Origin of the sequence: Sulfitobacter sp. SK011 (genome assembly GCF_003352065.1) — a bacterium.
Taxonomy (GTDB): Bacteria; Pseudomonadota; Alphaproteobacteria; order Rhodobacterales; family Rhodobacteraceae; genus Sulfitobacter.
The window spans coordinates 2,264,194-2,287,045 of the sequence record NZ_CP025803.1; the positions used below are offsets into that span (position 1 = coordinate 2,264,194).

Sequence of the window (22,852 nt, forward strand, 5' to 3'; positions counted from 1 at the left end):
ATGCTGAGCATCAAGAACCTGAACGTGAAACTGGAAGAAGAAGACAAGCAAATACTCAAAGGGCTTGATCTGGAGGTCGAGGCCGGAAAAGTGCACGCGATCATGGGGCCAAACGGGTCGGGCAAGTCCACGCTCAGCTATGTGCTGGCTGGCAAGGGCGGCTATGAAGTCACCTCGGGAACTGCAACCTTGGAAGGGCAGGACCTGTTGGAAATGGAACCCGAAGAACGCGCGGCGGCGGGTCTGTTCCTTGCGTTCCAGTACCCTGTTGAAATCCCCGGTGTCGGCAACATGACCTTCCTGCGCACAGCGGTGAATGCACAGCGCAAGGCGCGCGGCGAGGATGAAATGTCAGCGGCAGAATTCCTCAAAGTGATCCGTGCCAAGGCCAAGGAGCTCAAGATCGACGCAGACATGCTCAAGCGGCCCGTGAATATGGGGTTTTCGGGCGGCGAGAAAAAGCGCAATGAAATCCTTCAGATGGCGATGCTGGAACCCAAGATGTGCATTTTGGACGAAACGGATTCCGGCCTTGATGTTGATGCGATGAAACTGGTGGCCGATGGGGTGAACGCGCTGCGGTCCACCGGGCGTGGCTTTTTGGTGATCACCCACTATCAGCGTCTGCTCGATCACATCAAACCGGACGTGGTTCACATCATGGCGGATGGCCGGATCGTGAAAACCGGCGGACCGGCATTGGCGCTTGAGGTCGAAAACAACGGCTATGCTGATATCCTGGCCGAGGTGGCGTAATGACTGCTGCTGTTGAAAAGACAACACCCCTCGGGGCCGTGATCGACGGGCTGAACATGCCCGCCAAAGGCTGGTCGCGGTCCGCCCGTGAGGACGCGCTGGCGCGTTTGCACACCATGGGCCTGCCGACGCGTCGGGATGAATACTGGAAATACACCCGGCCTGACACGTTGACCCAAGCCACCGCAAATCAGGCGGCAGTGTTCCACCATGACGAATTGCCACTTTTTGACGACATGGACCGATTGAAGGTTGTGTTTGTTGATGGCGTATTCGACGCGCATGCCTCGGATGATCTCGCGCTTGAGGGCCTGACAATTGAACGGTTGGCAAAAGCCGACAGTGACCTGCATTGGGCGCGTGATCTCTACGGAACGCTTGAGGCACGCGGGCAATCGCCCGTGGCCCGCCCGCTGGCCGCGCTCAACACCGCTTTTGCAACCGACGGGGTGCTGATCCACGTGACCGGAAAGCCCAGCAAACCGGTGAGTTTGATTTACGTGCATAGCTCTGAAACCTCGGATGTGATCCTGCATCATCTGATCAAGCTCGATGCCGGTGCCGAACTGACATTGCTTGAAAATGGGCCCGCAGCGGCGCGGTTCAACAAGGTGATGGAAGTCGAGATTGCCGACACGGCAAAGTTTCACCACGTCCGCGCCCAGGGCCGTGACCATGAACGCCGCGCCGCCACCCATATCTTTGCCCGGTTGGGTACAGAATCTCTGTTCAAATCCTTCACTCTCACGGCAAACGGTGTTCTGACGCGCAATGAATGTGTGATCGAAATGGCCGGTGATGACGCATCGGCAACTGTGGCAGGAGCCTGCGTGGGCGACGGTGATTTCCACCATGACGACACCGTTTTTGTCACCCACGACGCGGTCAATTGCGAAAGCCGTCAGGTGTTCAAGAAGGTGCTGCGCAACGGCGCAACCGGCGTTTTTCAGGGCAAGATCCTTGTCAAAGCAGGCGCTCAGAAGACCGATGGCTATCAGATCAGCCAGGCGCTTCTGCTGGACGGCGACAGCCAATTTCTCGCCAAGCCCGAGCTGGAAATCTATGCCGATGATGTGGCCTGTTCGCACGGTTCAACATCAGGTGCGATTGACGAGGAAGCGCTGTTTTATTTACGTGCGCGCGGCATCACCAAGGCAGAGGCAACAAATCTGCTGACGCTGTCATTTCTTGCCGAAGCGGTCGAAGAGATTGAGGCGGAATCCCTGCGCGATGAGATCAATGGGCGGCTTGCCTCTTGGTTGGAACGTCGCACCGGCTGATGGCACTGACCCAAGACATTTTCGCCACCTATCGTGGCCCATCAACCGTGATGCGCCGGTTCCTCAGCCAGGGCCGCAACGAGGTGCGTGCCTTGTTGTTTTTGCTGCTGTCGGGGCTGTTGATCTTTGTCGCGGCAAGCCCGTTTCAGGCCAGAGAGGCCCAGCTTTACCCCGAAGGGCCATTGGCCGTGCGCCTGTATTGGAGCGCATTTTTGTGGATCTTTATCATGCCCTTGCTCATGTACGCCTTCGCTGCAGCCGTCTGGGTATTGTCGCGGGTGGCGCGCGCCGGTGTCAGTGGTTTTGATATCCGTCTGACGCTTTTTTGGTCACTTCTTGCGTCGACACCTGTCTTGCTGTTGCTGGGTTTGGTCGCGGGGTTGATCGGGCCTGGCATTCAGTTGCAGGTTGTTGGCATTCTATGGCTCTGTGTCTTTGGCTGGTTTTGGATTTCGGGCCTTTTGACCGCACAAGGCCGCAAAATATGACGGGCGATGCGTTTTTTCCGTTGGTCCAGACCACGCTGCGCGCCCCACGCCTTGCCGCAGCACAGATCATTGGATGGCAACTCGGCCGTGATGTGCTGTGGACAGCCCTTGGGCTTGTGGCTGTCTTAAACACTTTTGTCGTTGTCCTGCTGGTCCAGATGGCACAGCCCGACATGCCTTTACCCAGCTATTTTAACGCACCTCTTGTGCTTTACGTGCTGCTCGCGGGGACAATAGTCGTCTATGTGCACGCAATCTATTGGGCAGGATTGGCAATCGGCGGTGAGGGTTCATTGGGCGACGTGCTTGCGCTTGTGGTCTGGCTTCAGGTGCTTCGCGCTGTGGCTCAAATCGGGGTTCTGGTGCTGACTGTTCTTGTGCCATCGCTGGCCCTTGTTCTCTCACTCGCCATCGCGGTCTGGGGCCTTTGGATATTGCTGAACTTTATCACCACGGCCCTCAACTTGCCCACGATTGGCCATGCGGCCGCGGTTCTGATCATCGGTGCGGTTGGCCTTGTGTTGGGGCTGGGCGTTATGCTGTCACTGATCGGGCTGGCCGCCCAAGGAGTTTTGAGCAATGTATGACATCGATCTGGTGCGCAGCCAATTTCCAATCCTGTCCCGCGAAGTGAACGGCAAACCGCTGACCTATCTGGATAACGGCGCATCGGCGCAAAAGCCGCAGGTGGTGATCGATGCGATTACCAACGCCTATTCCAACGAATACTCTAACGTTCACAGAGGCTTGCACTATCTTTCTAATCTGGCGACAGACAAATATGAGGCCGTGCGTGGCACTGTGGCCAGGTTCCTGAATGCAAAGTCAGAGGATGAAATCATCCTCAATTCCGGCACCACCGAGGGGATCAACACAATCGCTTATGGCTGGGCCATGCCGCGCATGCGGGCGGGTGATGAGATTATCCTCAGCGTGATGGAGCATCACGCCAATATCGTGCCCTGGCATTTCCTGCGCGAACGGCAAGGCCTTGTCCTAAAATGGGTTGATGTGGATGCCACCGGCGCGCTGGACCCGCAGGCCGTTATCGATGCCATCAGCCCCAAAACCAAGCTGATCGCAATTACCCATCTTTCGAACGTGTTAGGCACCAAAGTTGATGTGAAAACCATCATTGCTGCCGCCCATGAAAAAGATGTGCCGGTATTGGTCGATGGCTCGCAGGCTGCGGTGCATATGCCTGTGGATGTTCAGGATCTGGATTGTGATTTCTATGCGATCACCGGTCACAAGCTTTATGGGCCCTCCGGCTCTGGTGCGATCTTTGTCAAATCCGAACGAATGGCTGAAATGCGGCCGTTCATGGGGGGCGGTGACATGATCCGCGAGGTGAGCAAAGAAGCTGTGACCTACAATGATCCCCCCATGAAGTTCGAGGCCGGAACCCCCGGTATCGTGCAAACCATCGGCCTTGGGGTGGCGCTCGATTACATGATGGACCTCGGTATGACGAATATTGCGGCCCATGAAGATACCCTGCGCGACTATGCGGTGTCGAAACTAGCCGGGCTCAATTGGTTGCAGGTGCAGGGGACGACCCCTGATAAGGCCGCGATCTTTAGCTTCACCCTGGACGGTGCTGCACATGCGCATGACATTTCGACCATCCTGGACAAAAAGGGCGTCGCAGTGCGCGCCGGTCAGCATTGCGCGGCCCCTTTGATGGACCATATGGGGGTCAGCGCCACATGCCGCGCCTCCTTTGGTCTTTATAATACGCAAGCCGAAGTGGATGTGTTGGTCGACGCGCTTGAATTGGCGCATGATCTGTTTGCCTGAAGCGCGCGGTCGGCTGAATTCGGGATTGCAGGGGCAGGGCAGGCTGGCTATACCGCCCGGTGTGGACCCATAGCTCAGCTGGATAGAGCGCTGCCCTCCGAAGGCAGAGGTCGCTGGTTCGAATCCAGCTGGGTTCACCAACTTTCAGACCACAGGTTTTCACACTACGACAGAGGACTTGATGTCGCTTTGGACATGTGGCCTTAGCAACATGTGTTCAAGGTCCGGGTTGCGCCCGGTCTGACCGAATTTCCACAGCCCCGCGATGGTCGCTAACCTCAGATCAGGCCTGCCAATTCTGCGAAGGGATCTCGGTTTGGGTCCTTGTGCCATTCATACTCACTGCTCAAGGCCAACTTTTCGGCCATGTCCATTCCATAGAGGTCCGCCATCACGGCCAACGCCATATCCATGCCTGCTGAAACACCCGAAGAGGTAAAGAACTTACCGTCTTTCACCCAGCGTGCTTGTTTCACCCAATCGACGTTCGGTGCAAGATGGACTGTGTTGTTGAAATCAAGCTTGTTGGTTGTTGCTTTGCGGCCATCCAAAACGCCCGTCATTCCCAAAAATACAGAACCGGTACACACGGCCATCACCCGTTCTGCAGTGGCGGATACCTGTCTGATCCAGTCCATCAACTCTTGGTCCTTGGCCGCCGCCAACGCTGAATCGCCACCGGGGATTAACAACAGATCATAGTCATTCTTTTCAGCGATTGTCTTGTCCACAACGATCTTCTGACCATGAACACTCGGCACAGGATCGCGGCCTTTGGCGACTGTAATTATATGCGTCTGTTCCCCAAAACCACCCAGCATTTCTATGGGGCCAAAGTAATCAAGCGTTTCAAAACCCGGAAAGACGAGTGCAGCAATGGATTTCATGGTTTCTTCCTTATATTTGGCATTAGAGATCTGCACATGCTGCATGTGCTTTTACGAAGCGATCTTTGGACGCCGGAGTCTTGATAAGGTGCTTTGCCGGGCGGATCGGGCGGCGCAGCAACTCTCCGCCACAGTTGGGGCAGATGTTGTCAAAGCGGGTCTCAGCGCAGTCTTTGCAAAACGTGCATTCGAACGAGCAGGTGCGCGCCTCTAAGCTGTCGGGCTTAAGATCAACGTCACAACATTCACAGTTTGGTTTTAGGATCAGCATGGTTTTGACCTTTGTGTGATGAGTATGAGGGTAGATTAATCATTTTGCGTATGGCATAAATGACAACATGCCCTCTTTTTATGCCAATCCCGTATTTTCGACATCGGTACAGATGGATGTTGTGTTCGTTGTCTATCCAAACATCGTTCTTCTCGATCTTGCTGGCCCCCTGCAGGTTTTTACCCATGCACGAAAAGACCCCACATCTAGTTCCGCTTACCATACACATGTGGTGTCCCGCTCTGGCGGGCGCATAACCACCAATACGGTCCTGGAAATTGACAGTGACCCGATTGACGTGTGGCTGCGCGCGCCCAAGGACACCTCAATTCATACGTTGGTGGTTGTCGGCGGGGATGGTGCAATCTCAGCGGCGCGGGATGCTGTTTTTCTGAGGCAGATTCGGCAATTGGCAGACCGATCCATGCGGGTGTGCTCTGTGTGTTCCGGCGCACTTGTGATTGCAGCGGCAGGTTTGCTGGACGGCCGCCGCGCCGTAACCCATTGGGAAGATTGCGATCGACTGGCCAGGGACAACCCGGCAGTTCACGTCGAAATGGACCCCATCTATATCAAGGACGGGAATGTCTGGACATCTGCGGGTATCACCGCGGGCATCGATATGGCACTGGGGATTATTGAAGAAGACCTGGGCAAGCCAGCAGCGATTGAAATGGCCCGTTCGCTGATTACCCCGATGGTGCGTTCTGGGGGACAGTCCCAGTTCAGCCCAGAGCTTGACCGGCAATCCCTTGATGCTGAGGGGCGATTTCAGCAGTTGCACGATTGGGTTATCAACAACCTTTCGCAACAGATTTCGGTGGATGATATGGCTGAGAAGTGCGGCATGAGTGCGCGCAATTTCTCGCGATTGTACACGGCGACGATGGGCACATCCCCTGCAAAGTCCATTGAGGCAATCCGGGTAGATGCGGCGCGTGACATGTTGGTAACCACAAAATTGGGCATCAAGAGCATCGCATCGAAGTGCGGCTTTGACGACGATGAGCGTATGCGGCGCGCATTTCTAAGGCAGATCAGGACTTCGCCGTCGCACTATAGAAATCAGTTCCAATAGAAGATCAGGTGAACCTGTCCGACTTTGCCGGGGGGATCAGACATGTGTTCACCGCCGGGCGCAGCCCAAAGTGGATCCGAAGGGCAGAAATGGGTCTGGGATGAAAGCCCACATTCTCCGCATTGCCGCCACGGGAAAACCTGATTGCAATTCCCGGACACAAAAAAAGCGCCCGAAGGCGCTTATTTTTAAACTCGACGTAAAGATAGGTTTTAGCCGCCCCAGGACCGCACAACACCACAATCCATGTGGACAAAATTCGAACCGGAGTATCGGCCAACACCGCCACCGTGGCAGGCAACTGCGGCCTTTGCCATCTGGTTGACGGACCGCGAAGAAAGGCGCAAATCAGCGGCCTGACCACGCATGTGCAGCGAATTTTTGGCAACGCCACGAGAGCGTGAGCGCAACATCGCGTTCGTTTGCGGGCTGCGATAGCCGGACAGCAACATGTAAGGTTCGTTCACACCCAGCAGATTATGAGACGCCGCCATAATGTCGACGGTGCGCAAATCAATGGATTTCACCCCATCGGTGCGCCAGTCGCGCATGAAATAGTTCACTTCTTTGACAGCGTCCTTGATGTACTGGCCTTCGATCCAATAAATCATGTCGATGCGTTCACCGGTGCGGCCAGAATACATGCGGATACGACGAATATCACCAGCGCCCCGCAGAAAACCTGCTGCGTTTGCGAATGTGGGTGCTGCTGTTACTGTGGTTGCCGCGAAAGCGCCGAGAAGCGCGCGCCGAGTCATGCCCGAAGAGCTGTTGCTAGTCATGTGTTTCTGTCCCGTCGTCTGCCTATACGTACCCTTGATGTTACATGGGCACTTCATCTCATCCCCAGATGCAACATGCTTATGACATATGGTGATTCTTGAACCAAGCGCTGAATCGGAATGGTTCCATCGCAAAGCAGATTTCGGCGAATTTTTGCGCAATATTTGATCAAAGGCCCGGAAATGAACGGCTGACGGGTGCTTTTTTCGCATCACGTCGGCCCTTGTTTGGCTGGTAACGTGAAATGTGAATGGACTTGCCGAACGACATTCCCGAAAAATCAGGAACAAATGGTGTTCATATATTTTTGGGGGAATACGTGAAAAGCGATTCCAGAGTAGTTCGTAGCAGTGCATTTCTAACAGTTTTGGTTTTGTCCGCAGTGGTATTTTTCGCGCCCGGACCCGTCACTGCGCAAGTCACCGCGTTTAAGCAAGCGGTGTCAGAGGCCGCGTCGCGGGACAAAGACATCGCTGCATTTTATCAGTCCAATGGATACAAACCCGTCTGGACCGGGGCCGGTGAAGCGGATCGGGCCCGCCGTGCGGAGTTGATCCGTGCCATCGAAAGTGCCGCATCACATGGATTGCCCGTGGCCCGCTATGATCCCGCCGGGTTGCTCGCGACCCTTCGGGCGGTGCGGTCCCCCCGTGACCGTGGTCTGGCAGAGGTCGAGATGAGCCGGGTTTTTCTGCAATATGCCCGCGATATTCAGACTGGTATTCTGATCCCGAAACGGATCGACCCCCGGATTGTACGGGATATTCCATACCGTGACCGCACCGCCTATCTGACTGGGCTGGTCAATGCCAAACCTGCATCCTTCTTTCGGTCACTGCCGCCCCATAGTCTGGAATACAATGCCCTTCTGAAAGAGAAAATGGCGATGGAACGGTTGCTGTCCCAAGGTGGCTGGGGGCCAGTTGTGCCGGCCAAATCCCTTGAACCTGGCGATCAGGGCAATGCAGTTGTCGCCTTGCGCAACCGGTTGATTGCAATGGATTATATGAGCCGGTCCAACAGCATGACCTATGATCCGGCGCTGACGGACGCTGTGCAGCAATTCCAGATTGCCCATGGCCTGAATGCCGACGGCAAAGCCGGTGCAGAGACGATGAAGCAGATCAACATAGGCGTTGAACAGCGTCTGCAATCGGTGATGGTTGCGCTGGAACGTGAGCGCTGGTTCAACACTGAACGGGGCAAGCGGCATATTTTGGTGAACATTCCTGATTTCACCGCCAAGGTTGTTGACGATGGGGTTGTGACCTTTCGCACCCGGTCGGTTGTTGGGGCAAATACCAGCGACAGACCGACACCAGAGTTTTCCGATGTGATGGAATTTATGGTGGTGAACCCAAGCTGGTATGTGCCGCGTTCCATCGTGACCAAGGAATATCTGCCAGCACTCAAACGCAATCCGAATGCGGCACGCCATATTGAAATTACCGACAGCCGGGGCCGCAAAGTGAACCGTGGTGCGGTGAATTTCAGCCAATACAGCGCGCGCAATTTTCCATTCTCAATGCGTCAGCCCCCCAGCCGCGGCAATGCCCTTGGGTTGGTGAAATTCATGTTCCCGAACAAGCATAATATCTATCTGCATGACACCCCGTCCAAAAGCCTGTTTGCCCGCGACGTTCGCGCGTTCAGCCACGGTTGTATCCGTCTCGCGGACCCGTTTGATTTCGCCTATGCGCTGCTTGCCGCGCAGACATCCGATCCTGAGGGCGAGTTCAAGTCGGTGCTGGGCACAGGCCGTGAGCAGCGTATCAATTTGGTAGACCCGGTGCCGGTGCACATTATTTACCGCACGGCCGTCACAAATGCGCGGGGCCACACCGAATACCGTGCCGATGTTTACGGACGCGATGCGCGGATTTGGGATGCCTTGTCAAAGGCAGGGGTGGCAATGGGCGGCGTTCAGGGGTAATTCTGCCCCCGTAACGCCGGGGATGCCAGAATGACCTATACTGTCAGTGAAATTGCCAAAGCGCTTGGTGCAGAGGCGTTTGGGGACACGGGCCTTGTGATCGCGCGGGCGGCTGAACCACAGGACGCCGGGCCAGGTGACCTTGCTCTTGCGATGGACCCAAAGTACGCGGATGGCCTTTCTCAGGGGCGCGCGCAGATCGCGATGCTGTGGCCCGATGCAGATTGGCAGGCGCTTGGCCTCAAGGCTGCGATATTCCCGTCCCGTCCGCGCTATGCCATGGCTGGGCTCACGCGGATATTGGACAAGGGGCAGGGGTTTGCCCCCGGCATTCACCCCACAGCTGTCATTGATGATGCCGCTCATTTAGGTGCAAACGTCAGCGTTGGCCCCTTGGCCATCATCTCGGCCGGGGCGCGTATCGGGGCGGGCAGCGTCATTGGCCCGCATTGTTTTGTCGGGGTCGACACAACCATTGGCGAAAACGGATTTTTGCGTGAGCAGGTCAGCATCGGTGCCCGCGTCACCATCGGTGCCAACTTTATCGCCCAGCCCGGCGCACGGATTGGCGGTGATGGTTTTTCCTTTGTCACAGCAGAGCAAAGTGCCGTTGAAAATGTCCGCACCACTTTGGGGGATCAGGGCGATGCAAAGGCGCAGCCTTGGACCCGCATTCATTCAGTTGGTGCCGTCACAATCGGCGACGATGTCGAGATTGGCATGGGCTGCACCATCGACAATGGTACCATTCGCGACACCCGTATCGGCGACGGCACCAAGTTAGACAATCAGGTACAGTTGGGTCACAATGTCATCATCGGGCGTAATTGCCTTTTGTGCGGGCAGGCCGGGGTCGCCGGATCTGCGGTGGTGGGCGACAATGTTGTATTGGGCGGCCAATCCGGCGTCAGCGACAACATCAGCATCGGTAACGGCGTCATCGCGGGTGGCGGCACCAAGTTGATGTCAAACGTACCCGCGGGCCGCACCATGCTGGGCTATCCTGCGACGCAAATGGACAGACAGGTTGAAAGCTACAAGGCGATGCGCCGTCTGCCGCGCCTGCTGCGCGATGTCGCAGACCTGAAAAAGGCGGTTTCAAAATCCATCAAGGGTGACTAGATCACAGGTATGGCAGCCACCAGAACAATGGACAGATCAAGGTTGGACCCGGCATGAACATCAAAGATCAGGTGATCGCGATCATCGCGGAGCAGGCCGTTCTGGAACCCCAAGACGTTACGCTTGACGCCACATTGGAAAGCCTTGGCATCGACAGTCTGGGACTGGTTGAAAGCATATTCGCCATTGAAGAGGCTTTTGACATCTCAGTGCCGTTCAACGCCAACAATCCGTCTGACTCCGATTTTGACATTTCAACCGTGTCCAGCATCATTGCGGGCATCGAACGGTTGAAGGCCGAGCAAGGCTGACGCCATGAAGCGCGTGGTGATCACCGGGGCAGGGACGATCAACGCGCTTGGTCATTCGGTCCCGGCCACGCTTGCGGCAATGAAAGAAGGCGTGTGTGGCATTGGACTTCTGGACTTTCGCGATGTGGATCGCTTGTCGATCCAGATCGGCGGACAGGTGCATGGGTTCGAGGCCGAGGGGCGCTATGACCGCCAGCAAATCTCGCTTTATGATCGGTTTACGCAGTTTACACTGGCCGCCGCAAAGGAAGCGATTGAACAATCCGGCCTGATATTTCACGGCGAGCTGGCCGCAACATCAGGCGTGGTGCTGGGCACGGCCGGGGGGGGTGTCTCGACCTGGGATGACAATTACCGCGCCGTGTATGAAGAGGGCAAAAACCGGGTCCATCCCTTTGTGGTGCCGAAACTCATGAACAACGCCGCGGCCAGCCACGTCAGCATGGAGTGGAACCTCAAAGGCCCGTCCTTCACCGTCTCAACCGCCTGTGCATCGTCAAATCACGCGATGGCACAGGCGTTTTCGATGGTGCGCTCTGGCATGGCACCGGCGATGGTCACGGGCGGATCTGAATCGATGTTGTGTTTCGGCGGCGTCAAGGCGTGGGAAGGCCTGCGGGTCATGTCACGCGACGCCTGCCGCCCGTTTTCTGCCAACCGCAACGGCATGGTGCAGGGCGAAGGGGCGGGCGTCTTTGTATTCGAGGAATATGAACATGCCAGCAAACGCGGTGCCGATATCTTGTGTGAGGTGGCAGGCTTTGCCATGTCTTCGGATGCCAGCGATATCGTGATGCCCTCCAAGGCGGGAGCCGCACGGGCAATGATCGGGGCGCTCAGGGATGCGCGCATCAACCGTGACGAGGTCGGCTACATCAACGCGCATGGCACCGGGACGGCGGCCAACGACAAGACCGAATGTGCCGCTGTCGCCGATGTGTTCGGCCCGCATGCAGATCGGTTGATGATCAGCTCAACAAAATCCATGCACGGACATCTGATTGGCGGAACCGGTGCGGTGGAACTGCTGGCCTGCATCATGGCACTGCGCGACGGGGTGATCGCACCGACCATCGGCTATCAGGAACAAGACCCTGAATGCGCCCTAGACGTCGTCCCAAACGAGGCGCGCGAGGTGCAAGTCAAGGTGGCGATCAGCAATGCGTTTGCATTTGGCGGAATGAACGCGGTTCTGGCCTTGCGATCTTTGGGCTGACGCCCCTGCGATGGTGCAAAAAGCAAAAGGCCGCCCCATGGGACGGCCTTTGCATGTTTCAGATCCGGCGCTTGGCTTTACTGCTCAATCACAGAGACCTTGTCATAGCTGGCGGTAAAACCCTCAAGCGACAGTTCCAGTTCAACCTTCTGATCCGGTGCCAATGCGGGAACAATCGTGATCACCGCCGAATTTCCACGTTTGAACGATGCCACGTCTTCCTTGGTCAGGCCCAGACGCACATAACAGCCAACGGGATTGCAAAACGCAAAAGGATAACGGCGCGATTTGTTCTTATCCACCGATACGGTCAACTGCTGGGGCAGGGAGGTTTCAAGCGGCACAACAACGGTCGCACCGGCCTCGGCCTTGCCGCCCTCTGCCAGACGGAACAGCGATACCTCAGCGACAGGTGATCCTTCACCGTCGTCCAGCAATTGATACATCTGGCAGGGATCAACCTCTTCCTCGGTCTTGATGCAACGCATTTCCCACGCGCCGATCACTTCTTTGGTATAGGGTTTGCCCAATTCCGGGTCCTTGTTGGCATCTTCGCCAAGGCTCAGCTGGTCTTCGATCTCAGCCGCAGTACCGCTGGTGCCGGCTGCGGCATCTTCTTCTTCGGTTGTTTCAGCAGGGGTTTCCGTCGCCGTTTGGGCAAAAGACGCCATCGGCATCATCAGTGCAAGGGCTGCACACAGCGGCAGGGTGGTCAAAAACTTGCTCATATCAGTTCCAGTTCTGTTGCGTTGCGATCCTCTAGCATGCTCACAAACCAATGTCAGTGGGGATCAGACAATTTGCACCCTCGAAAGTGGATTAACGCCGATAGTCCTGCACCCAGATCAGCCGCCACGCGCAAATGAAAAAGAGGGCGCAAAGCACCCTCTTTCACGTTCTTCCGATCTCCCCGTCGGACTGTGCCGACTTATTGAGCGGACGTTACGAAACGATATGGCAACGGTCAACAAAAAAAATGCCCCATTCAGATCACATTTTGCACAGCGCCTCAGCTTCAAAAAAAGGCCGTACCCGAAGGCACGGCCAGTCTGACAGGGAGGAAGTGTCCCGACCCGAACGAGGACATGCCGGGCAGGGACAAATAGACTATGGCGTGCAAAGGTTAAGTTTGTATGCTCTGCCGGAACGGATCGGGGCCATGCAGGTACGAGGGGAATTATTGTGACACAAGACATCTTTATTGGCGGTGGCGGGACGGATTACGCAACCCAGCAGTTTCTGAGCATCGGTTATGCAAACCGACATGGGTTGATTGCGGGGGCCACCGGCACCGGCAAGACCGTTACCCTACAGGTTCTCGCCGAAGGATTTGCCGCCCAAGGCGTGTCGGTTTTTTTGTCTGACGTCAAAGGCGACCTGTCGGGCCTCGCAAAATCCGGCAGCGCAGATCACAAATTGCACACGCCGTTTATGGAACGCGCCCAAAAGATTGGCTTTGAGGATTATGCTTACGATGCATTCCCGGTCACGTTCTGGGATCTGTTTGGCACCCAAGGCCACCCGGTACGCACCACAGTTTCCGAAATGGGACCGTTGCTGCTCGGTCAGCTTCTGGGGTTGAGCGAGGCTCAGGAAGGCATTCTGAACATCGCCTTTCGCGTTGCCGATGAGGATGGGTTGCCGCTGCTTGATCTTAAGGATCTGCAGGCGCTGCTGGTCTGGATCGGTGAAAACGCCAAAGACCTTTCGCTGCGCTATGGCAATGTCTCAACGGCATCTGTCGGGACCATTCAACGCCGCTTGCTTGTCCTCGAAAACCAGGGCGCGGCCGACCTGTTTGGCGAACCCGCACTGGCACTGAGCGACCTGATGCGCACAGATACAGACGGGCGTGGGTTCATCAACATCCTGGCCGCTGATCAGCTGATGCAGGCCCCCAAACTCTATGCGACCTTCCTGCTCTGGCTCTTGTCCGAACTCTTTGAAGAACTGCCTGAAGTCGGCGACCCCGAAAAACCCAAACTGGTGTTCTTCTTTGATGAGGCGCATCTGTTGTTTGAGGACGCGCCCAAGGCGCTCGTTGACAAGGTCGAACAGGTGGCCCGCCTGATCCGCTCCAAGGGCGTGGGGGTCTATTTCATCACCCAAAACCCAGCCGATGTGCCTGATGATATTCTGGGCCAGCTGGGCAACCGGGTGCAACACGCCCTGCGCGCCTTTACCGCCAAAGACCGAAAAGAGCTGCGCATGGCCGCCCAGACCTATCGCGAAAATCCGCGCTTTGATACCGAAGAGGCCATCAGAGAAGTTGGTGTGGGAGAGGCCGTTACGTCCTTTTTGCAGAAAAAAGGCGTGCCGGGCATTGTTGAACGCACACTGATCCGCCCGCCATCCTCGCAGCTGGGACCGATTGATGCAGCAGAGCGCGCAGCACTGATGGCCTCCTCGGCCATGGGCGGCAAATATGAGGCGCGTCTTGATCGCGAATCCGCCTTTGAGATGCTGAAAAAGCGCGCGGATGAGGCGGCAAAAGCAGCAGCGGCTGCCGAAGAGGCGGCCCAAAGCGAAGACGCCACACCGTCCTTGCGCGAATTCAACAGCGCCCGGCGCTACGCAGGCAAGGGAGTTGAACGCTCGACCTCACGCGCGCCCCGGCGCAAGGCTGACGAAGGGTTCGGCGGGGCCATTGCGTCTGTCGTGTTCAAAGAGCTTAAAGGCACCACAGGGCGCCGCATCGTACGCGGCATTCTGGGTGGATTGTTCAAGGGGCGCTGACCCCCAATTCATTGTTCCAAAAGTACACATGAGCAACATGAGCCAGACCCACACCGGATCTGGCTGAAACGCCTACTTCTCCGGGATCAGGCCACGCGGGCTGAACCTGAGCACCAAGAGCAATACCAGCCCCATGGTCAATAACCGCATGTGCGCGGCACTCTCAATCAGATGTGCCTTAAGCGCTGATCCGTCTGCCATGCCATAGGTAATCACATTCATCAGCCACAGCCCCATGGGTTCGACCTGAACCCACAGGAACCAGATAAGGAACCCGCCGAGCACGGCACCAAAATTGTTGCCCGATCCGCCGACGATCACCATCACCCAGATCAAGAACGTAAAGCGCAACGGCTGATAGGTGCCGGGGGTCAGCTGACCATCCATCGTGGTCATCATTGCGCCCGCAATTCCGCAGATGGCCGATCCCAGAACAAACACCTGCAGATGCCGCGCGGTCACGTCTTTGCCCATCGCTTCGGCGGCCACCTCATTATCGCGAATGGCACGCAGCATGCGGCCCCATGGCGAATGCAATGCCCGTTGACTGAGCCACAGCAGAATCAACAACACCGCGGCGAAAAGAGCGATATAAAGAACCTTGACCCAAAGCGTTGACCCTTCAACCGGATCAAACCCCATGCGTGCAGCCGTTTCAACAAAGCTGGCGCTGTTTTGCAGATCAATTTCATAAGGCACAGGGCGCGGCACGCCGATGACGTTCTTAACACCGCGCGTCAGCCAGTCTTCGTTCTTCAGTATGGCGATGATGATCTCGGCAATCCCCAGCGTGGCAATCGCCAGATAATCTGACCGCAGCCCAAGCGCTGTCTTGCCAATCAGCCAGGCGGCGGCAGCGGCGAACAACCCACCCACCGGCCAGGCGATCAGGACCGGCAGGCCCAGACCGCCCAAATACCCGGTCGCGGCAGGGTTGATCGCCTCGACACGTTCCACCGCCGGGTCAAGAAACGCCCGAAACACAAAGAAACCCACCACCAAAACGGCGATCACTGACAGGTTCCGGGCCCAGCCGGGCCGCATCTTTTTCATCATCAAGACCGCAGCAACGACGGTTCCGGCACCCAACAGCAACGCGCCGACAATCGCAAAACCGCCCCCTGACCATGCGCCTTCGGTGCGCGGCATGCCCACCAGCACGGCGGCCAGACCGCCAAGAGCGACAAAGCCCATGATGCCCACGTTGAACAGCCCGGCAAACCCCCACTGCAGGTTCACGCCAAGCGCCATGATCGATGAAATCAGCCCCATTGCGATGATCAGCAGCGCCGAATTCCAGCTGCTCGAAAACCCGACATAGAGGATCAGCACCGCGATGATCGCGAACAACAGAGAGTTTTTTTGGATCTGGCTCATGTGGACTGCCCCTTGAATAGGCCCGTGGGCTTGATCAACAGCACAATCAGCAGAATGACAAAGCTGACCGCAAATTTGTAATCGGTGCTGAGAAGCTGCACCAGACCGCTGGGCTCAAGGCTTTCGGGCATGGCGTAGACCAGCACCTTTTTCCAGGCATAGGTGATGGTAACTTCGGAAAACGCGATCACAAAACCACCCGCAATGGCCCCCAGAGGATTGCCCAGACCGCCGACAATGGCAGCCGCAAAGATCGGCAGCAAAAGCTGGAAATACGTGAAGGGTTTGAACGATTTATCAAGCCCATAAAGCACCCCGGCAATCGTCGCCAGCGTTGCCACGATGATCCAGGTGATCATCACAACGCGTTCAGGGTTGATGCCCGACAGCAGCGCCAGATCTTCGTTGTCGGAATAGGCACGCATGGATTTACCCGAGCGGGTTTTGTTCAGAAACCAAAACAGCAGCGCCACAACTGCAATTGCGGTGATCACAGTGATGGCTTGGGTGGTCTTGATCGACAGGCCTTCTTCAAGCCCGGTCAACGTCTTGAAATCACGCGCAGAGATGATGAAGCGTTCACCATCAAGGAAATTCTGATCATCTGCACCGATGATGAACCGCGTCACGCCGTTATAGATAAAGGTCACACCAAGGCTGACAATCACCAGGATCACCGGCTTGGCCTTTTTGTCACGATAAAAGCGATAGACCGCGCGGTCTGTGCCCAGCAGCAATAGGATCGCAAAAGCAATGCCAAAGGGCAGGGCGAGCAGGGCTGTTGGCAGCGGACCAAGGCTGATCCCCCAAGATTGGAACAGCCAGGTCATCAACACCGTGGCCATCGCCCCCATCGCCATGGTGTCACCATGAGCAAAGTTGGAAAACCGCAGGATGCCGTAGACCAGCGTGACACCCAGCGCACCAAGGGCCAGTTGCGAGCCATAAGCGATGCCCGGAATAAGAACATAATTTGCGAGCGCGATGATTGCGTTGAGCAGGTCCATACCTTAGCCCCCCAAAAACGATTTGCGGACTTCGGGGTTGGCTAAAAGTTCCTTGCCGGTCCCTGTGTACCCATTCGCCCCTTGCACCAGAACATAGCCTTTATCAGCAATCTCAAGCGCTTGTCGGGCGTTTTGTTCGACCATCAGAATCGGTATCCCGGTGCGCGCCACCTCGATGATGCGGTCAAAAAGTTCATCCATCACAATCGGGCTGACCCCTGCCGTCGGTTCATCCAGCATCAATACCTTGGGCTGGGTCATCAGCGCACGGCCCACGGCGACCTGTTGGCGCTGACCGCCCGACAACTCGCCCGCGGCCTGATAGCGCTTTTCCTTGAGGATCGGGAACAGGTCATAGACCTGCGCCATCGTGTCCTTGAAATCATCGCGCCGGATAAAGGCACCCATTTCAAGGTTTTCCTCTACCGTCATCGACGTGAAAATATTCGAAGTCTGCGGCACAAACCCCATCCCTTTGCCGACGCGGTCTTGTGGCGAAAGGTTGGTGATATCTTCACCGTCCAACCGGACGTGCCCTTTGCGCATGTCAAGCATGCCAAAAACCGCCTTCATGGCGGTCGATTTTCCCGCGCCATTGGGGCCTACGATCACTGCAATCTCGCCCTGATCCACGGCGATGGTACAATCGTGCAGGATATCGGGGCCATTGCCATAGCCCGCCGTCATACCTTCGCCAATCAGGAAGGGACCACCGGGGGCGGCAAAGCTTTCACCGCTCGATTTTGGGATGACACTGCCTTGCCCCTTGGGATTGCCAATCGACAAGTCCTTGTTGCCGCGGTCACTGTAAGCGTCGCTCATTTCAGCCTCTTTCATTCGCAGCCGGATCAGGCCGCTGGTAATCATCCGCGCAGGAAATCGGATCCGCGCAGTTGTCATGGAGTAACGCCAAAACGCTCCGCGACAGGGTATCCATGTTGGCAATATCGGTGGTTTCGGGCGCATCAAGGTACAGCATGATCCGGAACGCGCCGACCTCGGCCAACATCACGGCGCTTAAAAACGTGTCCCCCTCAAGGGTGTCTTTCTGGATCGACCGAACCGCGCTGCCGCTGGCAAATGTCAGACGATCGTTCTGGAACACCTCAAGCGGGGCGTCGCCATCGGCCGCGATCCATTCAGCGTATGTGGCATAGCGTTCCTCAAGCGTGGCAAGGCCATCGCCAATCTCAAATCCCGGCCATTCTTCGGTAAAACTCAGTGCCAGATCGCCCAGAACAAGCGTTGATCCGTCGCCCGCAGCGTCCCATGCGGCAACTTCCCAAGCCGTATCGCGATCGCACATCCAGACATTTTCGGACAATTGCGCACAAGCCGCCACCGCATGGGGCAGGGCGATCGCCGCAGCACCTGCGATGCTCAGGGCACGCAAATTCATGCGCCCACCTTGTCCTTATTCTTGAGACCGGTACCGAGATAGGCCTCGATCACCTGCTCATTTGCTTTGATATCTGCCAATGTGCCCTCGGCCAGCACATGACCCTCGGCCATACAGATCACCGGATCACACAGGCGTCCGATAAATTCCATGTCGTGCTCAATCACCACAAAGGTATAGCCGCGTTCCTGATTAAGCCGGATGATTGCATCGCCGATGGTATTGAGCAGCGTACGGTTCACGCCCGCGCCAACCTCATCCAGAAATACGATCTTGGCATCGACCATCATGGTGCGGCCAAGCTCAAGCAATTTCTTCTGCCCGCCCGAAATCTGACCCGCTTTCTGGTCGGCCAGATGTTCCACTGTCAAGAATTCCAGTACCTCGTCAGCCTTGGCGCGCAGGGCGCGTTCCTCGTCAGCGATGCGTTTTGTGCCAAACCACGTGTTCCACAAGGTCTCACCGGATTGATTACCCGGCACCATCATTAGGTTTTCACGGCAGGTCATCGATGAAAATTCATGGGCAATCTGAAAGGTGCGCAGCAGACCTTTGTGAAACAATTCATGCGGCGGCAGCCCGGTGATGTTCTCACCATCCATCAGAACACGCCCCGAAGTTGGTGCAAGAACGCCGGCGATCACATTGAAAAGAGTAGTCTTTCCAGCCCCGTTTGGCCCGATCAAGCCCGTGATGGACCCCCGGTCAATCGTCAGCGTTGCGCCATCCACGGCACGAAATCCGCCAAAATGCTTGTGCAGATCGTCGACCACAATCATGTGTTCGTTTTCCAGGCTCATGCGTCCATCCCCGTCGTGTCGGTCCGTTGTCGGCCGATCATTTATTGGTCGTCTTATACATGAATGCAGCCCACATTGCTGCGGGCTGCATTATCTATGCCATCAAGGTTTACTTGAAGCCGATGGTTTCGTTCTTGCCGTCTCTGACTTCGATCATACGGTATGTGCCAGCGGCCTCACCCGGTCCGATCAGTTCGACAGCCGATGCACCGACATAATCAATGTCTGTGCCTGCCTTGAGCAGTTCAAGTGCCTTGCCCAGTTCACCGGGATAGATCTTTTCGCCTGGTGCGTTGGCAACTTCCAGAATTTTGTCCTTGTAATCAGCAGGATCAACGGAATTTGCAGCTTGCATCGCCAGCAGGAACAGGGCCGCTGCGTCATAGGCTTCTGGCGTGTAAGGTGACGTCGCATCAAATGCGTCGCCCGCCATTTCGATCAATGTATCGATGCCTTTGCCTTCGGAGCCCGCGATCTGACCGTACGACCCGTTCAGGTCAGGGCCGATTGTTTCGGGCAGGTTCGCACCGATCATACCACCAGGCAGACCGAATGTTTCCCAGGCACCTGCATCAAGTGCGGATTTGATGATGCCCGCACCACCTTGGTCAAGGTAGCCTGCAACAACCAGCAGATCACCACCGGCAGAGGCCAGCGCGCCCACTTCGGCAGAATAATCCGCTTTACCGTCTTCGTGCGCGGCAACAATGGTCACTTCGCCACCAACAGCCTTGAACGACGATTCAATCGCGTCGGCCAGACCCTTGCCATAGTCGTTGTTGGTATAGGTCAGTGCGATGGATTTGACGCCACGCTCCATCAGGATTTCCGCCATCACTTCGCCTTCGCGGGCGTCAGATGGGGAGGTGCGGAAGAACAGGCCGTTGTCTTCCATGGTTGTCAGACCGGGGGACGTGGCGGATGGGGAAATCATCACCATGCCATTCGGGATTGCAACGTTCTGCAGCATCGCACCTGTCACACCGGAACAGTCACCACCGATGATGCCGTTGACGCCTTCGGCGATCAGGCGTTCCGCACCGGACACGGCCAGACCGTTATCGATACAGCCTGAATCCGCACGGATCGACGTAACCTTGGCACCGTCAAGCAGCATGCCGCTGTCGGTGACTTCTTTCATCGCCAGTTCCGCGCCCGCAGACATCGGGCCGGTCAGCGATTCAATCGGGCCGGTGAAACCAAATTCAATGCCCAGTTTAACTTCTTTTGCGTGGCCATCGGCATAGGCCGTTGTCGCCAGCAGTGCCGCAGCCGTTGTGGCCATAAGCATCTTTTTCATGAGGTACTCCCTTGTTGGAACATGATGTTCGCCGCTGACGTTAGGCGGTGATTTCTTAAAAGAAAAGGAGTTTTTGACCGATCACAACGGGCACCGGCCTCACATCACGACCCTGTTGGTGGATTATTTGCCCAAGTTGCCTACATTTCCTGAAAAGCACATCCAAAACAGGAGAATATCCATGCGTTTGATGAAAAAATTACCCAATTTCCTGCTGTTTCTGACAACCTCTGCGATGCTGCCATTCAGCGCAAATGCAGAACTTTCGGTCAGAATTGACCCCGTGGTCACTGGTTTGGATGCACCTTGGGCGATTGCACCGCTGGCAGATGGCGGCGTTTTGATCACTCAGAAAGGCGGGCAATTGATCTATGACCGGGGCGGACAACGCACCGAGGTCGCAGGGGTGCCAGAGGTCGCACTTGACGGTCAAGGCGGGCTTTTGGATCTGACGCTTGCGCAGGATTTTGACCGGTCGCGTGTGTTGTTTCTGACCTATGCCAAGCCGCAGACGGGCGGCGGTAGCGGGACCGCATTGGCAAGTGCGCGCCTGTCAGACGATGGCACAAAGCTTGAGAATGTGACCCTGCTTTTTGAGATGGCCGCAGGCAGCAGCGGTGGACGTCATTTCGGGTCCCGCGTCGTCGAGGCCCCGGATGGGACGTTGTTCGTGACCATTGGCGAACGTGGCGACAGACCCGCCGCACAGGACCAGAGCCGTCATAATGGCACCGTGGTGCGGGTGAACCGCGATGGCTCGGTCCCCCAGGACAATCCATTTGTGGGTCGCTCCGGCGTCCAGCCCGAAATCTGGTCATACGGGCACCGCAATCCGCAGGGGGCAGGGTTGGATGGGGCAGGGCATCTGTGGGTGTCCGAACATGGGGCCAAGGGCGGGGATGAAGTGAACCGCATCATCAAGGGTGCAAACTATGGCTGGCCGGTCATATCTTACGGGCGGCATTATTCCGGTGCAAAGATTGGCGAAGGCACTGCCAAGGACGGTATGGAACAGCCCGAATTCTATTGGGACCCGTCCATCGCACCTTCGGGTTTGCTGGTCTATTCCGGTGCGTTGTTCCCCGAGTGGGCGGGCGACATCTTTGTCGGGTCGCTGAAGTTTGACTACATCAGCCGCCTGTCCGGCGATCCACTGCAAGAGGTGGCGCAGATCAAAACAAACGAAACAACCCGGGTTCGCGATATCGTCGAAGGGCCAAACGGCGCGATCTGGTTTATTTCTGAACCTCAGGGAACCGTGTACCGGATGACCCCGGCGGAGTAGCGCAGGTGCCTCAGATCGACAACCGCGCCGCATGGGCACCGCGTTCCCGGTAGGGCGTGGTGTCATAATGCGCCCGGTAGCATTTTGAGAAATGCGAGGGCGAGGCAAAACCGCAGGCAAGGGCCACGTTGATCACGCTCATGTCGGTCTGCATCAGCAGATTGCGCGCTTTTTGCAGGCGCAATTCCATATAGTAGCGCTTGGGCGAGCGGTTCAGATAGCGCCGGAACAACCGCTCAAGCTGGCGGGTGGACATGCCCACATCACGTGCCAGCACCGATGGGCTGATCGGTTCTTCGATGTTGTTTTCCATCATCTGAATGACCTGGCTCAGTTTTGGATGCCGCACGCCGATGCGGGTTGGCACCGACAAACGCTGGGTGTCCTGATCGGTGCGGATCGACGAATAGATCAGTTGATCGGCCACCGAATTTGCCATGTCCTCACCCAGATCATCGGCAATTATTTTCAGCATCAGGTCAATCGACGATGTGCCGCCTGCTGTGGTCAATCTGTTGCCATCCACAACAAAAACCGACTTGGTCAGCTTCACCTCGGGAAACTCTTCGGAAAAGCTGTCCTGGTTCTCCCAATGGATTGTCGCTTTTTTACCGTCCAGCAACCCGGCCTTGGCCAGCGTAAACGCGGCCGTGCACAGGCCCCCGACCATCAAACCCTTGCGGGCCTCGCGGCGCAGCCATCCAAGCAGCTTTTTGGTGGTCGCGGCCTGAACATCAATGCCGCCGCATATCATCACCGTATCATCGCGCGCCAATTCATCCAGATCACCATCAAGCGCAAACACCGCACCTGACGAGCTTTGCATCGTGTCGCCACCTTCACCCAATATTCGCCATGTGTAGGCCTGTCGTGATGCCATCCGATTGGCAATCCGCAGACATTCCACAGCCGAGGCAAAGCTCAGCAACGTGAATTCCTCTAACAGCACAAAAACAAACCGGCGCGGTTTGTCGGTGTTCGGCGGTATCCGTGTGGCCGGGCGCGCATCTGACATCGCGACGT

General features: G+C 56.6%; 23 protein-coding genes and 1 tRNA gene. 13 read left to right on the plus strand and 11 right to left on the minus strand.

What is annotated here, in order from left to right:
• From sufC to C1J02_RS11165, 6 genes are all read left to right on the plus strand, one after another.
• On the plus strand, nucleotides 1-756 hold the full coding sequence (gene sufC / locus C1J02_RS11140) for a Fe-S cluster assembly ATPase SufC (protein ID WP_114878645.1): 756 nt from the start codon (nucleotides 1-3) through the stop codon (nucleotides 754-756).
• Entirely contained in the window at nucleotides 756-2,036 is a 1,281-nt protein-coding gene (locus C1J02_RS11145) for a SufD family Fe-S cluster assembly protein (RefSeq protein ID WP_114878646.1), read from the plus strand. Before sufC ends, C1J02_RS11145 begins: the two co-directional genes overlap by 1 nt.
• Nucleotides 2,036-2,524, plus strand: coding sequence for a YIP1 family protein (locus C1J02_RS11150; RefSeq protein WP_114878647.1), 489 nt, complete (start codon nucleotides 2,036-2,038; stop codon nucleotides 2,522-2,524). Before C1J02_RS11145 ends, C1J02_RS11150 begins: the two co-directional genes overlap by 1 nt.
• Entirely contained in the window at nucleotides 2,521-3,111 is a 591-nt protein-coding gene (locus tag C1J02_RS11155) for a Yip1 family protein (RefSeq protein ID WP_114878648.1), read from the plus strand. Before C1J02_RS11150 ends, C1J02_RS11155 begins: the two co-directional genes overlap by 4 nt.
• On the plus strand, nucleotides 3,104-4,324 hold the full coding sequence (locus tag C1J02_RS11160) for a cysteine desulfurase (protein ID WP_114878649.1): 1,221 nt from the start codon (nucleotides 3,104-3,106) through the stop codon (nucleotides 4,322-4,324). The genes C1J02_RS11155 and C1J02_RS11160 overlap by 8 nt, the downstream gene beginning before the upstream one ends.
• Before the next feature lie 63 nt (nucleotides 4,325-4,387).
• Nucleotides 4,388-4,464 (plus strand) — tRNA-Arg (locus C1J02_RS11165).
• Between the two features lie 138 nt (nucleotides 4,465-4,602).
• Here C1J02_RS11165 and C1J02_RS11170 read toward each other — a convergent pair.
• A complete protein-coding gene (locus C1J02_RS11170) occupies nucleotides 4,603-5,211 on the minus strand; it encodes a DJ-1/PfpI family protein (protein ID WP_114880519.1) in 609 nt (202 codons plus the stop codon).
• Between the two features lie 22 nt (nucleotides 5,212-5,233).
• The gene (locus C1J02_RS11175; RefSeq protein ID WP_114878650.1) at nucleotides 5,234-5,482 is read right to left on the minus strand and encodes a DUF1272 domain-containing protein; all 249 of its coding nucleotides are present in this window, start codon (nucleotides 5,480-5,482) and stop codon (nucleotides 5,234-5,236) included.
• A gap of 67 nt (nucleotides 5,483-5,549) precedes the next feature.
• Between C1J02_RS11175 and C1J02_RS11180 the strand changes: the two genes are divergently transcribed.
• Entirely contained in the window at nucleotides 5,550-6,560 is a 1,011-nt protein-coding gene (locus C1J02_RS11180) for a GlxA family transcriptional regulator (RefSeq protein ID WP_114878651.1), read from the plus strand.
• Nucleotides 6,561-6,772: 212 nt separating this feature from the next.
• Here the strand turns inward: C1J02_RS11180 and C1J02_RS11185 are convergent, their stop codons facing one another.
• Complete coding sequence (locus C1J02_RS11185) at nucleotides 6,773-7,342, minus strand: DUF882 domain-containing protein (protein ID WP_114878652.1); 570 nt, start codon at nucleotides 7,340-7,342, stop codon at nucleotides 6,773-6,775.
• Nucleotides 7,343-7,725: 383 nt separating this feature from the next.
• On the opposite strand from C1J02_RS11185, the gene C1J02_RS11190 reads away from it, so the two are divergent.
• Genes C1J02_RS11190 through C1J02_RS11205 form a run of 4 tightly spaced genes read left to right on the plus strand, consistent with a single transcriptional unit; the run spans nucleotide 7,726 to nucleotide 11,925 of the window.
• Nucleotides 7,726-9,276, plus strand: a complete 1,551-nt coding sequence (locus tag C1J02_RS11190) for a murein L,D-transpeptidase (RefSeq protein WP_254693285.1) — start codon at nucleotides 7,726-7,728, stop codon at nucleotides 9,274-9,276.
• A 30-nt stretch (nucleotides 9,277-9,306) separates the two neighbouring features.
• A complete protein-coding gene (gene lpxD, locus C1J02_RS11195) occupies nucleotides 9,307-10,398 on the plus strand; it encodes a UDP-3-O-(3-hydroxymyristoyl)glucosamine N-acyltransferase (RefSeq protein ID WP_114878654.1) in 1,092 nt (363 codons plus the stop codon).
• Between the two features lie 53 nt (nucleotides 10,399-10,451).
• Nucleotides 10,452-10,709 carry an acyl carrier protein gene (locus tag C1J02_RS11200; RefSeq protein WP_114878655.1) on the plus strand — a complete coding sequence of 86 codons (258 nt, stop codon included), beginning with the start codon at nucleotides 10,452-10,454 and terminating at the stop codon, nucleotides 10,707-10,709.
• Nucleotides 10,710-10,713: 4 nt separating this feature from the next.
• Entirely contained in the window at nucleotides 10,714-11,925 is a 1,212-nt protein-coding gene (locus tag C1J02_RS11205; protein ID WP_114878656.1) for a beta-ketoacyl synthase, read from the plus strand.
• Nucleotides 11,926-12,002: 77 nt separating this feature from the next.
• Here the strand turns inward: C1J02_RS11205 and C1J02_RS11210 are convergent, their stop codons facing one another.
• The gene (locus tag C1J02_RS11210; RefSeq protein ID WP_114878657.1) at nucleotides 12,003-12,653 is read right to left on the minus strand and encodes an invasion associated locus B family protein; all 651 of its coding nucleotides are present in this window, start codon (nucleotides 12,651-12,653) and stop codon (nucleotides 12,003-12,005) included.
• A gap of 454 nt (nucleotides 12,654-13,107) precedes the next feature.
• Between C1J02_RS11210 and C1J02_RS11215 the strand changes: the two genes are divergently transcribed.
• Complete coding sequence (locus C1J02_RS11215) at nucleotides 13,108-14,661, plus strand: helicase HerA-like domain-containing protein (RefSeq protein ID WP_114878658.1); 1,554 nt, start codon at nucleotides 13,108-13,110, stop codon at nucleotides 14,659-14,661.
• Between the two features lie 72 nt (nucleotides 14,662-14,733).
• On the opposite strand, the gene C1J02_RS11220 is transcribed toward C1J02_RS11215, so the two are convergent.
• The 6 genes from C1J02_RS11220 to C1J02_RS11245 all read right to left on the minus strand — a co-directional run bounded on the left by C1J02_RS11220 (nucleotide 14,734) and on the right by C1J02_RS11245 (nucleotide 20,544).
• Nucleotides 14,734-16,038 carry a branched-chain amino acid ABC transporter permease gene (locus tag C1J02_RS11220; RefSeq protein ID WP_114878659.1) on the minus strand — a complete coding sequence of 435 codons (1,305 nt, stop codon included), beginning with the start codon at nucleotides 16,036-16,038 and terminating at the stop codon, nucleotides 14,734-14,736.
• Entirely contained in the window at nucleotides 16,035-17,045 is a 1,011-nt protein-coding gene (locus C1J02_RS11225) for a branched-chain amino acid ABC transporter permease (RefSeq protein WP_114878660.1), read from the minus strand. Before C1J02_RS11225 ends, C1J02_RS11220 begins: the two co-directional genes overlap by 4 nt.
• A 3-nt stretch (nucleotides 17,046-17,048) precedes the next feature.
• A complete protein-coding gene (locus tag C1J02_RS11230) occupies nucleotides 17,049-17,867 on the minus strand; it encodes an ABC transporter ATP-binding protein (protein ID WP_114878661.1) in 819 nt (272 codons plus the stop codon).
• Nucleotide 17,868: 1 nt separating this feature from the next.
• The gene (locus C1J02_RS11235) at nucleotides 17,869-18,444 is read right to left on the minus strand and encodes a hypothetical protein (RefSeq protein WP_114878662.1); all 576 of its coding nucleotides are present in this window, start codon (nucleotides 18,442-18,444) and stop codon (nucleotides 17,869-17,871) included.
• Complete coding sequence (locus tag C1J02_RS11240; protein WP_114880520.1) at nucleotides 18,441-19,223, minus strand: ABC transporter ATP-binding protein; 783 nt, start codon at nucleotides 19,221-19,223, stop codon at nucleotides 18,441-18,443. The genes C1J02_RS11235 and C1J02_RS11240 overlap by 4 nt, the downstream gene beginning before the upstream one ends.
• A gap of 130 nt (nucleotides 19,224-19,353) precedes the next feature.
• Complete coding sequence (locus C1J02_RS11245; RefSeq protein WP_114878663.1) at nucleotides 19,354-20,544, minus strand: ABC transporter substrate-binding protein; 1,191 nt, start codon at nucleotides 20,542-20,544, stop codon at nucleotides 19,354-19,356.
• A gap of 190 nt (nucleotides 20,545-20,734) precedes the next feature.
• On the opposite strand from C1J02_RS11245, the gene C1J02_RS11250 reads away from it, so the two are divergent.
• Entirely contained in the window at nucleotides 20,735-21,829 is a 1,095-nt protein-coding gene (locus tag C1J02_RS11250) for a PQQ-dependent sugar dehydrogenase (protein ID WP_114880521.1), read from the plus strand.
• A gap of 10 nt (nucleotides 21,830-21,839) precedes the next feature.
• Here C1J02_RS11250 and C1J02_RS11255 read toward each other — a convergent pair whose 3' ends face one another.
• Nucleotides 21,840-22,844, minus strand: a complete 1,005-nt coding sequence (locus C1J02_RS11255; RefSeq protein WP_114878664.1) for a GlxA family transcriptional regulator — start codon at nucleotides 22,842-22,844, stop codon at nucleotides 21,840-21,842.
• Nucleotides 22,845-22,852 lie beyond the last annotated feature (8 nt).